General features: G+C 70.1%; 16 protein-coding genes and 1 pseudogene. 13 read left to right on the forward strand and 4 right to left on the reverse strand.

The window, feature by feature from the left end; genetic code table 11:
• Positions 1-118 precede the first annotated feature (118 nt).
• The 9 genes and pseudogenes from R5H32_RS04080 (at position 119) to R5H32_RS04120 (ending at position 8,234) form a co-directional block, all read left to right on the forward strand.
• Positions 119-1,651 (forward strand): trimethylamine methyltransferase family protein, encoded by a 1,533-nt coding sequence (locus R5H32_RS04080; RefSeq protein ID WP_318337416.1) that lies wholly within the window; start codon positions 119-121, stop codon positions 1,649-1,651.
• Between the two features lie 228 nt (positions 1,652-1,879).
• Positions 1,880-2,365 (forward strand): annotated as a pseudogene (gene rplU, locus R5H32_RS04085) (50S ribosomal protein L21); the annotation flags it as partial.
• A gap of 36 nt (positions 2,366-2,401) precedes the next feature.
• The gene (rpmA, locus tag R5H32_RS04090) at positions 2,402-2,671 is read left to right on the forward strand and encodes a 50S ribosomal protein L27 (RefSeq protein WP_263336308.1); all 270 of its coding nucleotides are present in this window, start codon (positions 2,402-2,404) and stop codon (positions 2,669-2,671) included.
• A gap of 292 nt (positions 2,672-2,963) precedes the next feature.
• Positions 2,964-3,503, forward strand: a complete 540-nt coding sequence (locus tag R5H32_RS04095; protein WP_318337417.1) for a GNAT family N-acetyltransferase — start codon at positions 2,964-2,966, stop codon at positions 3,501-3,503.
• Positions 3,504-3,508: 5 nt separating this feature from the next.
• Positions 3,509-4,042: a GNAT family N-acetyltransferase gene (locus R5H32_RS04100; RefSeq protein WP_318337418.1), complete on the forward strand. Its 534-nt coding sequence runs from the start codon at positions 3,509-3,511 to the stop codon at positions 4,040-4,042.
• A gap of 392 nt (positions 4,043-4,434) precedes the next feature.
• On the forward strand, positions 4,435-5,463 hold the full coding sequence (gene obgE / locus R5H32_RS04105) for a GTPase ObgE (protein ID WP_318337419.1): 1,029 nt from the start codon (positions 4,435-4,437) through the stop codon (positions 5,461-5,463).
• On the forward strand, positions 5,451-6,566 hold the full coding sequence (proB, locus tag R5H32_RS04110) for a glutamate 5-kinase (protein WP_318337420.1): 1,116 nt from the start codon (positions 5,451-5,453) through the stop codon (positions 6,564-6,566). Before obgE ends, proB begins: the two co-directional genes overlap by 13 nt.
• Positions 6,567-6,621: 55 nt before the next feature.
• Positions 6,622-7,875, forward strand: coding sequence for a glutamate-5-semialdehyde dehydrogenase (locus tag R5H32_RS04115; RefSeq protein WP_318337421.1), 1,254 nt, complete (start codon positions 6,622-6,624; stop codon positions 7,873-7,875).
• Entirely contained in the window at positions 7,872-8,234 is a 363-nt protein-coding gene (locus R5H32_RS04120) for a TraR/DksA family transcriptional regulator (protein ID WP_318337422.1), read from the forward strand. The genes R5H32_RS04115 and R5H32_RS04120 overlap by 4 nt, the downstream gene beginning before the upstream one ends.
• On the opposite strand, the gene R5H32_RS04125 is transcribed toward R5H32_RS04120, so the two are convergent.
• Positions 8,228-8,830: a histidine phosphotransferase family protein gene (locus R5H32_RS04125; RefSeq protein WP_318337423.1), complete on the reverse strand. Its 603-nt coding sequence runs from the start codon at positions 8,828-8,830 to the stop codon at positions 8,228-8,230. The genes R5H32_RS04120 and R5H32_RS04125 overlap by 7 nt on opposite strands.
• 29 nt (positions 8,831-8,859) lie before the next feature.
• On the opposite strand from R5H32_RS04125, the gene R5H32_RS04130 reads away from it, so the two are divergent.
• The 3 genes from R5H32_RS04130 to R5H32_RS04140 all read left to right on the forward strand — a co-directional run bounded on the left by R5H32_RS04130 (position 8,860) and on the right by R5H32_RS04140 (position 10,798).
• Positions 8,860-9,039: a DUF3553 domain-containing protein gene (locus R5H32_RS04130; protein WP_318337424.1), complete on the forward strand. Its 180-nt coding sequence runs from the start codon at positions 8,860-8,862 to the stop codon at positions 9,037-9,039.
• A 137-nt stretch (positions 9,040-9,176) separates the two neighbouring features.
• Positions 9,177-9,962: a GNAT family N-acetyltransferase gene (locus R5H32_RS04135; protein WP_318337425.1), complete on the forward strand. Its 786-nt coding sequence runs from the start codon at positions 9,177-9,179 to the stop codon at positions 9,960-9,962.
• Entirely contained in the window at positions 9,959-10,798 is an 840-nt protein-coding gene (locus R5H32_RS04140) for a lysophospholipid acyltransferase family protein (RefSeq protein ID WP_318337426.1), read from the forward strand. The genes R5H32_RS04135 and R5H32_RS04140 overlap by 4 nt, the downstream gene beginning before the upstream one ends.
• Before the next feature lie 10 nt (positions 10,799-10,808).
• Here R5H32_RS04140 and R5H32_RS04145 read toward each other — a convergent pair whose 3' ends face one another.
• Entirely contained in the window at positions 10,809-11,429 is a 621-nt protein-coding gene (locus R5H32_RS04145; RefSeq protein ID WP_318337427.1) for a thiamine phosphate synthase, read from the reverse strand.
• A 55-nt stretch (positions 11,430-11,484) separates the two neighbouring features.
• Positions 11,485-11,820 carry a TfoX/Sxy family protein gene (locus R5H32_RS04150; protein ID WP_318337428.1) on the reverse strand — a complete coding sequence of 112 codons (336 nt, stop codon included), beginning with the start codon at positions 11,818-11,820 and terminating at the stop codon, positions 11,485-11,487.
• Between the two features lie 62 nt (positions 11,821-11,882).
• Between R5H32_RS04150 and R5H32_RS04155 the strand changes: the two genes are divergently transcribed.
• Positions 11,883-12,620: an RNA methyltransferase gene (locus tag R5H32_RS04155; protein ID WP_318337429.1), complete on the forward strand. Its 738-nt coding sequence runs from the start codon at positions 11,883-11,885 to the stop codon at positions 12,618-12,620.
• Positions 12,621-12,658: 38 nt separating this feature from the next.
• Here R5H32_RS04155 and R5H32_RS04160 read toward each other — a convergent pair whose 3' ends face one another.
• Positions 12,659-13,333 (reverse strand): hypothetical protein, encoded by a 675-nt coding sequence (locus tag R5H32_RS04160; protein ID WP_318337430.1) that lies wholly within the window; start codon positions 13,331-13,333, stop codon positions 12,659-12,661.
• Positions 13,334-13,489: the final 156 nt, after the last annotated feature.

Genomic DNA, 13,489 nt, shown 5'->3' on the forward strand with positions numbered 1-13,489 from the left:
GCCGGAAATAAAGCGCCGGGCGGGGGCAATCGCCCGCGCCGACCGACAGGGCCGATGTCGCGAACGGGAAAGACCGCCCGCCGTCCCGCTGAAAGGCTGGGCCCGACAAGGAGGCGCCATGGACGAACAGCATCGCCGCCGGGGCCGGGCCGCGCGCCGCACCGAGGCGCCCGCGCGGGTCGCGGACTACCGCCATCTCCGCCACCCCTTCGCGCCGCAGAAGGTGCTCTCCGACGACGCCGTCGCCGCCATCCACGAGATGGCGCTGCGCCTGCTCGAAGAGCTCGGCCTGCGCGTCCTTTTGCCGGAGGCACGGGCGCTCTACGCCGCCGGCGGGGCGCTGGTCGACGAGGGGACCGAGATGGTCCGCCTCGGCCGCGACATCGTCGCCGCCGCGCTTGCCTCGGCGCCGCGCAGCATCCGCATGCGCGCCCCGAACCCCGGCCGCGACCTGACCTACGAGGAGGGCGCCCTCATCTTCTCGCCCGCCGGCGGCTGCCCCAACGCCACCGACGCGCTGCGCGGCCGCCGCCCCGGCAATCTCGCCACCTTCGAGGAGACGCTGAAGCTGCACCAGAGCTTCGACGTCATCCACAAGCTCGGCCCCTCGGCCGAGCCGCAGGACGTGCCCGCGCCCCTGCGCCACTACGCGATGATGAGGGGCCAGCTCACGCTCTCCGACAAGCCTCTCTTCGTCTATGCCCGCGGCCGCGCCCAGGTCGCGGAGAGTTTTGAGATGATCCGCCTCGCGATGGGGCTACCGGAGGAGGACTTCGCCGCCGCCGCCTGGGCCACGACGGTGATCAACACCAACTCGCCGCGCCAGATCGACAAGCCGATGGCCGAAGGCATCATCGACTTCGCCCGCGCCGGCCAGCTCTCGATCATCACGCCCTTCTGCCTCGCCGGCGCGATGGCCCCGGTGACGGTCGAGGGGGCGCTGGTCCTCCAGCACGCCGAATGCCTCGCCGGGATCACGCTCGCCCAGCTCGCGCGTCCCGGCGCGCCGGTCAGTTACGGCGGCTTTTCCTCCAACGTCGACATGAAGTCCGGGGCGCCCGCCTTCGGCACGCCCACCCATATCCGCATGGCGATCGGCACCGGCCAGCTCGCCCGCCATGTCGGCCTGCCCTGGCGCTCGGCCGCCGGTTCCGCCTCCAACACCGCCGACATGCAGGCGGCGGGCGAGAACCACATGGGGCTCTGGGCCAACCTCATGGCCAATGCCACGCTGACCGTCCATTCCGCGGGCTGGCTCGAGGGCGGGCTAACCTTCGGCTACGAGAAGTTCATCAACGACATCGAGGCGCTGCAGACCATCGCCGAACTCTGCGCGCCCCTGGCCTCCACCGAAGGCGACCTCGCCTGGGACGCCTTGCAGGATGTCGCCCCCGGCGGCCATTTCTTCGCGACGCAACACACGATGGATCGCTTCGACCGCGCCTTCTACGCGCCCCTCGTCGCCGACCTCTCGAACCACGGCACCTGGGAAGCCGCCGGTGCGCGGACCTCGACGGAGCGCGCGACGCAGATCTGGCAGCAGGTGCTCGCCGACTACCGCCCGCCCGAGGGCGCGGCCGAACGCGGCGACCGTATCGCCGCCTTCATCGCCCGCCGCAGCGCCGAGGGCGGCGCGCCGCCTGCGGATTGACCGGCCGCGAACGCTCGGAAAACCACCTCCTAAACGACTTCACGCCGGACTTGACTTTGCGGCGCTCCTGCCCGATAAGCCCGCATCCCGGCGAGGCCATGCCCCGACCGGGATTCTTAAGTTTGAAACGATCGTCCCCGAAACGGGGGCGCGCTGTCCGAGGCGGGGACACCCGAAACACCGGTCGAGACCGGGGCCACAGGGCGCGGCAGAGAAAAGGAAAGACCCATGTTCGCGGTCCTCAAGACCGGTGGCAAGCAGTACAAGGTTCAGGCGGGCGACGTGCTCCGCGTGGAACTCATCGCCGCCGCCGCTGGTGAAAAAGTCCAGTTCAACGAGATCCTGATGGTCGGCGGCGACAAGCCGGTGCTCGGCGAGCCGCTCGTCAAGGGCGCGGCCGTGCAGGCCGAAGTCATCGACGACATCAAGGCCGACAAGGTCATCACCTTCTGGAAGCGCCGCCGCAAGCACTCCTCGCAGCGCACCCGCGGCCACCGCCAGAAGCTGACGCTCGTCCGCGTCACCGACATCCTCGCCTCGGGCGCGGAAAAGTCGGGCGTGAAGGAAGCGATCGGCACCGCCGCCGCCCGCGTCGCCGCGCATGACACCGCGCCGGCCGGCGAGGCCAAGGCCGAGAAGAAAGCCGCCCCGGCGAAGAAAGCTCCGGCCAAGAAGGCCGAGGCGAAAGCCGCCCCGGCGAAGAAAGCCCCGGCCAAGAAGGCCGCGGCCAAAGCGAAGGAGTAACGCACCATGGCACACAAGAAGGCAGGCGGTTCCTCCCGCAACGGCCGCGACTCCGCTGGTCGGCGTCTCGGCGTGAAGCTCTATGGCGGCCAGGCCGCCCAGCCGGGCGCGATCATCGTGCGCCAGCGCGGCACCACCTGGTGGCCGGGCGAGGGCGTCGGCATGGGCCGCGACCACACGATCTTCGCGACCGCCGAAGGCCGCGTGACGTTCCGGAAGGGCCTCAAGGGGCGCACCTTCATTTCGGTCCTCCCGGCGGCGGAGGCAGCCGAGTAAGCCGAAGCCTTACCGTTCGATCGTAAGGGGGACCGGCCGAAAGGCCGGTCCTTTTCGTTTCGGCGGGACCGTGCGGCCCTGCGGTCCCGTTCGCGCGATTGCTGCATGTTCGTCGGCGGCGGGCGCGGTCAGGGATTGATCCGGCCATGCTCCCGCCCCATTTCGGATGTATCGGAAAACAAGGCGCCGCCACCGGAAAGCCGGGAAAGGCGTCGATGTGAGAGTGATGCAGGGTTCGGGGCCGGTAGGGGGCCACGTTCCGGCCTTTGTGTTTCTCGGGAGGAAGGAAGGCATGATCCAGGAACCCATCGTTGTGCAACCCGCCCTGGCGGCCGAACGTTTTGTGCTCCGCGCGCTCCGGCGCTCGGATGCCGGTCTGATCGCGATGTACATGGCCGACCGGCGGATCGCCGAAGGCACCCGCGCGATCCCGCATCCGCTGCCGCCTGGCGCGACCGAGGCGTTCATCACCCGCGCCCTGTCAGAGGGGCGCGGCGCCGATGTATGGGTGCTGGACGGTTCCGAGCGCGGCCATGCCGAGGTGCTGGGCCTCGTCAGCCTGACCCATATGGAGCGCGAGCAGAGCGAGATCACCTACTGGGTGGCGCCCGCCTTCTGGAACACCGGCTACGCCTCCGAGGCGGTCCGCGCCATCGTCGAGGCGAACCCGCACCGCTCGCGCACGCTCTTCGCCGAGGTCTTCCAGGACAACCCCGGCTCGGCCCGGGTGCTGACGAATTGCGGCTTCGAATATCTTGGCGATGCCGAGGCCTTCTCGGTCGCGCGCGGCGCCACGGTCCCGACCTGGACCTACCTGCGCAAGATGGACTGACACAGATGCCTGTCCGCGCCGTGATCCATACGGCGCGGCTCACCCTGCGCCCTCCGACCCCGGACGACGCGCCCGCGATCGCCGCGGCGCTCGCGGACTGGGAGGTCACGCGCTGGCTCTCCGCGCCACCCTGGCCCTACGGGCTCGACGACGCACTGAGCTTTCTTTCGGGCGCCACCACCACCGGCCATTGGGCGATCGACCGCGACGGCGCCCTCGCGGGGCTGATCGGCACGAAGCCCGATCTCGGCTACTGGCTCGCGCGCCGGTTCTGGGGCCAGGGCCTGATGCGGGAAGCGGCGGGCGCGGTCGTCGCGGCCCATTTTACCGATCCCGATGCGGGCCCGCTGGCATCCGGCCATTTCGAGGGCAACGACCGCTCCGCCCGGGTGCTGCAACGGCTGGGCTTTGCCTATCGGGGCACCGGTCCCGCCTTCGCCCGCCCCCTCGGCCGCGAGGTCGCGATCCGCCGGATGGAGCTGACCCGCGCGGACTGGTGCGCCGCCGCTCCTCCCGGCACCGAGCGGCCGGCGCCGTAACCCGTCGCGCCCGACCGGGACGTGGCGCGGCGTCCCCGAGAGCCGCGGCTTCCCGCGGGACCGGCACCGGTCCGGATCCGGCGTCGCCCCACCTCATCTTTTTCATTGCCGAAATACCCCGGGGGGTGCGGGGGGCTGGCCCCCCCCGCCNCGGCTTCCCGCGGGACCGGCACCGGTCCGGATCCGGCGTCGCCCCACCTCATCTTTTTCATTGCCGAAATACCCCGGGGGGTGCGGGGGGCTGGCCCCCCGCTCCTTTAGCCCGAGGCCGACCCCTTAACCCGCCGCACGCCCCTGCCATACCATGTGCCGACCCTTCGCCGACGCCCCGCCGCCCTTGCGAAAACCGCCGCCACGGGCTATCGCCACTCGACCCCAAGGAAAGCGCTGCCATGAAGTTCCTCGACCTCGCCAAAGTCTACATCCGCTCCGGCGGCGGCGGTGCGGGCTGCGTCTCGTTCCGGCGCGAGAAGTTCATCGAGTTCGGCGGCCCCGACGGCGGTGACGGCGGCAACGGCGGCTCGGTCTGGGCCGAGGCGGTCGAGGGGCTGAACACGCTCATCGACTTCCGCTACCAGCAGCATTTCTTCGCCAAGTCCGGCCAGCCCGGCATGGGCTCGCAACGCACCGGCAAGTCGGGCGACGACATCGTGCTGAAGGTGCCGGTCGGCACTGAGATCATCGACGAGGACGAGGAGACGCTGATCGCCGACCTCACCGAGGTCGGACAGCGGGTACTCCTGGCGCAAGGCGGCAACGGCGGCTGGGGCAACCTGCGCTTCAAGTCCTCGACGAACCGCTCGCCGTCCCGCGCCAATCCCGGCCAGGACGGTGTGGAGCGCACGATCTGGCTGCGCCTCAAGCTCATCGCCGATGCCGGGCTTCTGGGGCTCCCGAATGCCGGCAAGTCGACCTTCCTCGCCGCGGTCTCGAACGCGCGGCCGAAGATCGCGGATTACCCCTTCACCACGCTCGTGCCGAACCTCGGCGTCGTCGGCATCGACGGCAAGGAATTCGTCATGGCCGACATTCCCGGCCTGATCGAGGGTGCCTCGGAGGGCCGTGGCCTCGGCGACCAGTTCCTCGGCCATGTCGAGCGCTGCTCGGTGCTCCTCCATCTCGTCGACGGCACCTCCTCGACGATCGCCAAGGACTACCGCACGATCATCACCGAGCTCGAGGCCTATTCCGAGACGCTGGCCGAGAAGCCGCGGATCACCGCGCTGAACAAGATCGACGCGCTTGATGCCAAGACGCTCGCCAACCGCAGGCGCAGCCTGGAAAAGGCCTCCGGCGGCCCGGTCCACGCGATCTCGGGCGTCTCCGGCGCGGGCGTTCCGGAAGTGCTGCGCGCGCTTCACCGGGTGATTTCGGCGGATCGGGCCGGGGACGGCCCCGAGGAGGGGACATGGCAGCCCTGACCCCCGACATCGGCGCCGCGCGCCGGCTCGTCGTCAAGATCGGCTCGGCGCTTCTCGTCGACCGCGCCGGCGGGCTGAAGCGCGACTGGCTCGCCGGGCTCGCCGAGGACGTGGCCATGATCAAGGCGCGCGGCGCCGACGTTATCCTCGTCTCCTCCGGCTCGATCGCGCTCGGCCGCGGCGTCCTCGGCCTGCCCGCGGGCGCCCTCACGCTCGACCAGAGCCAGGCCGCCGCCGCGGTCGGCCAGATCCGCCTCGCGCGGGCCTACGAGGAGGTGCTGGCGCCGCACGGGCTGACGGCCGGGCAGGTGCTGGTGACACTCGAGGATACCGAGAACCGCCGCCGCTATCTCAATTCCCGCGCGACGATGGAGATGCTGCTCGGCCTCGGCGTGGTGCCGATCGTGAACGAGAACGACACGGTCGCGACCGACGAGATCCGCTTCGGCGACAACGACAGGCTCGCGGCGCAGATCGCGGTGACGATCGGGGCCGACCAGCTCGTGCTCCTGTCGGACGTCGACGGGTTCTACTCGGCCAACCCGAAGGAGGATCCGACCGCGCGGCGCTTCGACCTCGTCGAGCGGATCACGCCCGAGATCGAGGCGATGGCGGGCGATCCGGTCTCGGGCCTGTCGAAGGGCGGGATGAAGACCAAGCTGATGGCGGCCAAGACCGCGGTCGCCGGCGGCTGCGCGATGGCGATCATGGAAGGTTCGGTGATGCGGCCGCTCTCGACGCTGGCGGCGGGGGCGGCGAAGACCTGGTTCCTCGGACAGGGCGACCCGCAGGTCGCGCGCAAGCGCTGGATCGCGGCAATGAAGCCCAGGGGCGAGATCCGGCTCGATGCCGGCGCGGTCGCGGCCCTCGGGGCCGGCAAGTCGCTTCTGCCCGCCGGGGTGACGGCGGTCGCGGGCGCCTTCGGGCGCGGCGATCCGGTGGCGATCCTCGGACCCGAGGGCGAGGCGCTCGCCAAGGGGCTCGTGCGCTACTCGGCCGAAGAGGCGCGGGCGATCGCCGGGCGGCGCTCGGGTGACATCGAGGCCATTCTCGGCTATGCCGGGCGCGGACCGGTGGTGCATCGCGACGACATGGCGTTCTGAGGGGAGCGCGCGGGCGCGCGCTGCCTCCGGCGGGTATATTTGGGACAAGATGACGATGAAGGATTCTTCCGATATCGCCGAGCTGATGGCCGGGATGGGCCGGGCCGCGCGGGCGGCGGCGGCGGAGCTTGCCTTCGCGGCGCCGGAGGCGAAGCGCGCCGCACTCGAGGCGGCGGCGGACGCGGTCTGGTCGGGGCGCGAAGCGATCATCGCGGCCAATGCCGAGGATCTGGCCTTCGGCCGTGACAAGGGTCTCAGCCCGGCGATGATGGACCGGCTGATGCTCGACGAGGCGCGGATCGGCGGCATCGTCGCCGGGCTGCGCTCGGTCGCGGCGCAGGCGGACCCGGTCGGCGCGGTCATCGCCGAGTGGGACATGCTATCGGGGCTCCATATCCGGCGGGTGCGGACGCCGCTCGGCGTCGTCGGCGTGATCTACGAGAGCCGGCCGAACGTGACCGCCGATGCCGGCGCGCTCTGCCTCAAGTCCGGCAACGCGGTGATCCTGCGCGGCGGGTCGGAGAGTTTCCATTCCTCCCGCGCGATCCATGCCTGCCTCGTGGCGGGGCTGAAGGCGGCAGGTCTGCCGGAGGCGGCGATCCAGCTCGTGCCGACCCGTGACCGCGCGGCGGTGGCGGAGATGCTCAGGGCGGTCGAGTTCATCGACGTGATCGTGCCGCGGGGCGGCAAGGGGCTCGTCGGCCTCGTGCAGAAGGAGGCGCGGGTGCCGGTCTTCGCGCATCTCGAGGGCATCTGCCACATCTATGTCGACAAGGACGCCGACCCGGAGAAGGCGCGACGGGTGGTGCTGAACGCCAAGACCCGGCGCACCGGGATCTGCGGCGCGGCGGAATGCCTGCTCGTCCATCGCGATGTCGCCGCGACGCTCGGGCAGGGGATCGTCGATGCGCTGATGGCGGCGGGGGTCGAGGTCCGGGCCGAGGGGCTGCGGGGCAGCAAGCCGGCGGCGGAGGAGGATTTCGGCCGCGAGTTCCTCGACATGATTATCGCTGCCCGGGTCGTCGACGATATCGACGCGGCGATCGCCCATATCCGCCGCTACGGCTCCTCCCATACCGAGGCGATCGTCACCGAGAGTGACGCGGCGGCCGAGCGGTTCTTCACCCGGCTCGACAGCGCGATCCTGATGCGCAATGCCTCGACCCAGTTCGCCGATGGCGGCGAGTTCGGCATGGGCGCGGAGATCGGCATCGCCACTGGAAAGATGCATGCCCGCGGCCCGGTCGGCGCCGAGCAGCTTACCTCGTTCAAGTATCTCGTCACCGGCGACGGCGCCGTGCGGCCGTGACGGCGGAGCCGATCGACGCCGAACTGGCCGCCCGCTACCGGCCGCGGATCGAGGCCGAGCTGGCCGAACTCGATGCTGCAAGCGAGGCGACGAGCGGCGACCGCGCGCCGGTCACGCTCGACCAGCAGAGCGTCGGACGGTTGAGCCGGATGGACGCGTTGCAGGGGCAGGCGATGGCGGCGGCGCTGGAGGCGCGGCGCGGGCAGCGGCGGCTGGCGCTCGAGGCAGCACTCAGGCGGATCGGCGAGGGCGAGTTCGGCTGGTGCGCCCGCTGCGGCGATTTCATCGGCGAGGGCCGGCTCGACATCGACCCGGCGGCGATGACATGTGTCGTGTGCGCCGGAGAAGCGCGTCAGTAGCCGATCGCGATCCGGCCCTCGGCGCGGGCCACGCGCAGGCGCCGGCCGAGTCGGGTGGCCTCCTCCGGCAGGAGCGCGAACTGGACATGGGCGGGGGCGATCTGCGCGGCCTCCGGCGCCGCGCCGTCGAGCCGCACCCAGAGCGCGTCGTCGATCTTCATCTTCTCGGCCTGCGCCTCGATCCGCCAGCCGCAGTCGTCGGCCGTGACCGTGATGCGCCCACCGAAGGGCAGGGCGGTTTCGAGGCACTGCAGCGCGAGGAAGGCGAGCTTGGTCTCGGGCCGCGGCGGATCGCCGGGGATGCGCCAGTCGATGTTGAGCCGGCCGCCGCGGGTCATGTCGTCGAGGATCGAGCGAACCTCGCCCCGTGACACGGTCTGGCCGGGCGGTGCCATCCCGTAGGCGATGCGGAAGAAGCGTATGCGCGCGGTGGCGTTAGACACGCTTTCGGAGATCAGCGCGATCTCGGGGCCGGTCGTGTCGCCCGACATCATCAGAAGCTCGACCCCGTTGCCGATCGCCCCCAAAGGGCTGATAAGATCGTGGCAGATGCGCGATCCGAGAAGGGCCGTCAGGTCGGGATTGTCAAATGCCATCGGGGACTCCTTGGGCTGGAGGGCGGGTCGTGAACGAAGTGCTGGAGCCGGGAATGCTGGTGCGCCATCCGGTCCATGAGGACTGGGGGCTCGGCCAGGTGCAGTCGCGCATCGGCCTGAAGATTACGGTGAACTTCGAACACGCCGGCAAGGTCGTGATCGACGGGACGCGGGTGGAACTTGTACTGGTCATGGACCCCGATGCATAACTTCCGGCTGTCAGGAGTACGGTAGCACAACCTATGGGGGTGTCAACGCGAGGTCGCGACGGCCCTCTGTTGCAAATGGCCGGGGCGCCGCCTAAAACCTCCGGCATTCTTTGGGACGCAATATCCGGGCGCCTGTGATGATCCCCGACACCACGCACTTCCAGGTCCGCCTTGCCGCCGGAGAGACCGACTTTCTGGCCGCGCAGCGTCTGCGCTACCGTGTCTTCGTCGAGGAGCTTGGCGGCGACGGGCCGCTCGTCGACCACGAGCGAAGGTTTGAGCGCGATGCCTTCGACCCGGTCAACGATCACCTGATCCTCGTCGACCGCCGCCGCGATGCCGCGGCGCTAGATCATGTCGTGGGGGTCTACCGGCTCCTGCGCGGCGACCAGGCGGAGGCGTTCGGCCGCTTCTACTGCGACAGCGAGTACGACCTCGCGCCGCTCCGCTCCTCGGGCCGGCGGTTGCTGGAGCTGGGCCGGTCTTGCGTCGATGCCGGGTATCGCGGCGGCACGGCGATGTTCCTCCTGTGGAACGCGCTCGCCGATTATGTGCTCGAGCACGGGGTCGAGGTTCTGTTCGGGGTCGCGAGCTTCCACGGCACCGATGTCGAGGCGTTGCGGATGCCGCTGTCGTGGCTCCATCACCACCATCTCGCGCCCGAGGCATTGCGCGTCCGCGCCCTGCCGGAGCACTTCCAGCGCATGGATCTCGTCGCGCGCGACGCACTCGAACGGCGCGCGGCGATGGTCGAGATGCCGGCGCTGATCAAGGCCTATCTCCGGCTCGGTGGCTTCGTCGGCGAGGGCGCGTTCATCGACCGCGATTTCAACACGACCGATGTCTGCCTCCTGATGGACACCGCCGCGATGAGCGACCGCCACAAGGGGTTCTACACCCGCAAGCACGAGGCGCGGGCGTGACCACGTGGCGCGCCGAGGCGCCGGGCGACCGGATGCGCGTCGGCCCGGTCGGGATCGCGATCGCGACCCTGCGCGGCGGGGTGCTCGGCGCGGTGACCTACGGCGGGCTCGCGCTCCTCCTCGCGATCCGGCTGGTAGAGCGGCCCTTCGCCGGGCAGGACCGTCCGGTTTCGCCGCATGTCACGCGCATCGTCTGCCGCGCGGCGCTCGGGATCATCGGGCTCAGGTTCCGGGTCGAGGGCACGCCGATGCAGGACCACGGCGCGATCGTCGCCAACCATGCATCCTGGCTCGATATTTTCACGCTGAATGCCTGCCAGTGCGTCTATTTCGTCTCCAAGTCGGAGGTGGCGGGCTGGCCGGGGATCGGCTGGCTCGCGCGGGCGACGGGGACCGCCTTCATCGCCCGCGATCCGCGCGCCGCGAAGGTCCAGCAGGAACTCTTCGCCGACCGGATCCGCGCCGGCCACCGGCTTCTGTTCTTCCCCGAGGGCACCTCGACCGACGGCCGCCGGGTGCTGCCCTTCAAGTCGACGCTCTTCGCGGCGTTCCACGATCACGGGCTCGAGCACGAGATGCGGATCCAGCCGGTAAGCGTCCTCTACCGGGCGCCCGAGGGCCAGAGCCCGCGCTTTTACGGCTGGTGGGGCGACATGGCCTTCGCGCCGCATCTCCTGAAGACGCTGGCGCAGCCCCGGCAGGGCTCGGTCGAGGTGGTGTTCCATCCGCCGGTGCGCGTCGATGCCTTCGCCTCGCGCAAGGATCTCGCGCGGCACTGCGAGGAGGAGGTCCGGGCGCGGATCAAATCCGCGCTCGGCACCGACTACGGCACCTGAGGCGCCGACGTCAGGCGATCGGGGCGAGGAGCCGCCTGAGCGCCGCCACCGGGTCGGCGTCGGACCAGATCTCGGCGCCGATGCCGAGGAAATCGGTGACCGGGGCAAGGGCCGCGACGAGCTCCGGCGTCAGCCCGCCTTCGGCGACGACCGGCACCTCGATCATCTCGGTCCACCAGTCGAAGAGGTCGGGCTCGGCCCGCGCGCCGGTTCCGAGCGCCGTCTCGCCCACCGGGCCGAAGGCGACGTAGTCGGCGCCGGCCTCGCCCGCCGACATGCCGTCATGCCGCGAGGCGCCGCAGAAGGCGCCGACGATCGCATCCGCCCCGAGCGCCTTGCGCGCCTCGCGCACCAGACGGGCGCCATCGGTGAGGTGAACGCCGTCGAGCCCGTGACGTTCGGCGATCTGCAGGTGGTTGTCGATCACGACCGCCACGTCGCGCTCGTGCGCGACGAGCCGGGCGGCGTCGGCGGCGCGGCCGATCCGGTCGGCGTCCGAGCCCGCCAGCGCAAGGCGCAGACAGGCGATCTCGGTCGCATCGAGCACCCGCGCGAGCTGGTCGGGGAAGGTCTCGAGCACGAAGTCGGGAGGCGTGATGAGGTAGATCTGCGGGCGGTCTTCGCTGGCCATGTCCGGCTCCGGTGTCTCTGGTCGGATGGGCCTTAGCGCAGAAATCCCGGCTTGGCTACCGCGGCGCTTTGGGTGGCAGCGATTTCACGAAAGAAAGCGCCAGCGTCATCAGCCGGCCGCGGCGGGCGTCGTCGGCCACCGCCTCGTCCGCGAGGTCGATCATGCCGCCCATCTTGCGGCCCGTGAAGGCCATCGGCGCCGCACCCGGCACCGAGAGGGCCGCGGCTTCGTTCGCCTTGCCGACCCGGAACATCGCGCCGTCCTTGTGGACGCCGCAGACCATGTGGCCGTCCAGCAGGAAGGCGAGCCCGCCGAACATCTTCCGCTCGGTCACCCGCTCGCCGGCCAGATCGTCGCGCATGAGCTGTGCCAAGCCTTCGTCAAAGGCCATCGCCGCCTCCTTGCGATATGGGTCGGTCCATCGTATCAGGCCGCGAAACCCACGGATATGCCATGTCAGAGCTTCAGCCCGCCTTCATCCTCGTGCGCCCCCAGATGGGCGAGAACATCGGCGCCGCGGCGCGGGCGATGCTGAACTTCGGGCTCTCGCACATGCGGCTCGTCGATCCGCGCGACGGCTGGCCCAACCCGCGCGCCGTGGCGATGGCCTCGGGTGCGGCGGGGCGGGTCCTCGACCATGCCGGGGTGTTCGAGACCCTGCCCGAGGCGATCGGGGACTGCGCCTATGTCTTCGCCACCACGGCGCGGAACCGCGACCTGACGAAGCCGGTGATGACGCCCGAACGGGCGATGGAACACGCCCGCGCGCTGTCGGCGGCGGGGCAGAAGGTGGCCTTGCTCTTCGGCCCCGAGCGCGCCGGGCTCGAGAACGAGGACGTCTCGCGCGCAAACGCGATCATCTCGGTGCCGGTGAACCCGGAGTTCGCCTCGCTCAATCTCGGCCAGGCGGTGCTGCTCTGCGCCTATGAGTGGCGGCGGCAGGGAGACGCGACGGCGCCGGAAGTGTTGGCGCTCGCCGGGACCGAACTGGCGCCGGCGATCGAGGTCGAGCGGCTCGGCGACCATTACGAGGAGCGGCTGGAGGAGGCAGGGTTCTTCTTCCCGGCCCAGAAGGCCGAGGGGATGAAGCTGAACCTGCGCAACCTCTGGAGTCGGATGCCGCTGACGCGGGCCGATGTCCAGACGCTGCACGGGATGCTGAGGCAGATCGTCCGGCGCCGGGACGGGTAGGGGCGCCGACCGTCCTTCCGGGCGTTGCCGCGCCGGGGCTAGTTGCACTGCCGGTAGGTGTAGTCGCCGAATTCGAGCCAGTCCTCGCCGGCGTCGCTGAACACCAGCATCTCGCCGCGGTCCTCGAGCAGCAGTGCAAACTGGAAACCCTTCGGTACGGGGCTGTTGCCGAAATAGCTGTATGCCGTCATCGCTCTTTGGGTTTCGCCGTTCACCGTGACGATGGCATCCCATTCACCGTCGCGCTGCGCGAGGATCGCGTATTCGATCTGCCGCTTGATGGCGTCGCCACCGCAATACACGATGCCTTCGGGTGCTTCCATCGAAGCCGACCCCGTTGAGGTGGAGGAGGCCGGCGCCGCCCCGGAACCGCAGGCTGCCCGCAACGAGCGGATCGCGGCACCCGATCCCTTGAGGTCGAACAGGCCGTAGGTGACGTCTCGGTCGATCATGGAAAGGTTCAGCACCGCATTTCGGGCTATCCCGTCGAGAACGAAGGCATGGTCCGCGGCGTCGCGAAAGACGATCTCGACGGGGAAGTTGTCGACGATGCCGACGGAGGCGTTGTCCGCCCCAACCTGGAAGGCGCCGGCCTCGGTCGATCCGTTCTTCATGAACCTGATCGACAGTCCCTGCTTGGCGACGATGTCCTGAGCGTCCTCGTAGGCGGCGGGGGCAAACCGGATGCGGTCGCACTGCACCTCGACCGTCATGTCCCCCGATTGCACGAAAGCGTTTGGCAACGGATCGCCGCTGAATCCCCATTGTGCATGTGCCGGTCCGCCTGCAAGAACAAGGGCGGTGAGAAATATGGCGCATCTCTTCATGTCACGTCTCCTGTTGGTCGCAAGTCTGGTGCCGCATCGCGG

This window comes from Defluviimonas sp. D31, assembly GCF_033436765.1.
In the GTDB taxonomy this organism is placed as follows: domain Bacteria; phylum Pseudomonadota; class Alphaproteobacteria; order Rhodobacterales; family Rhodobacteraceae; genus Albidovulum.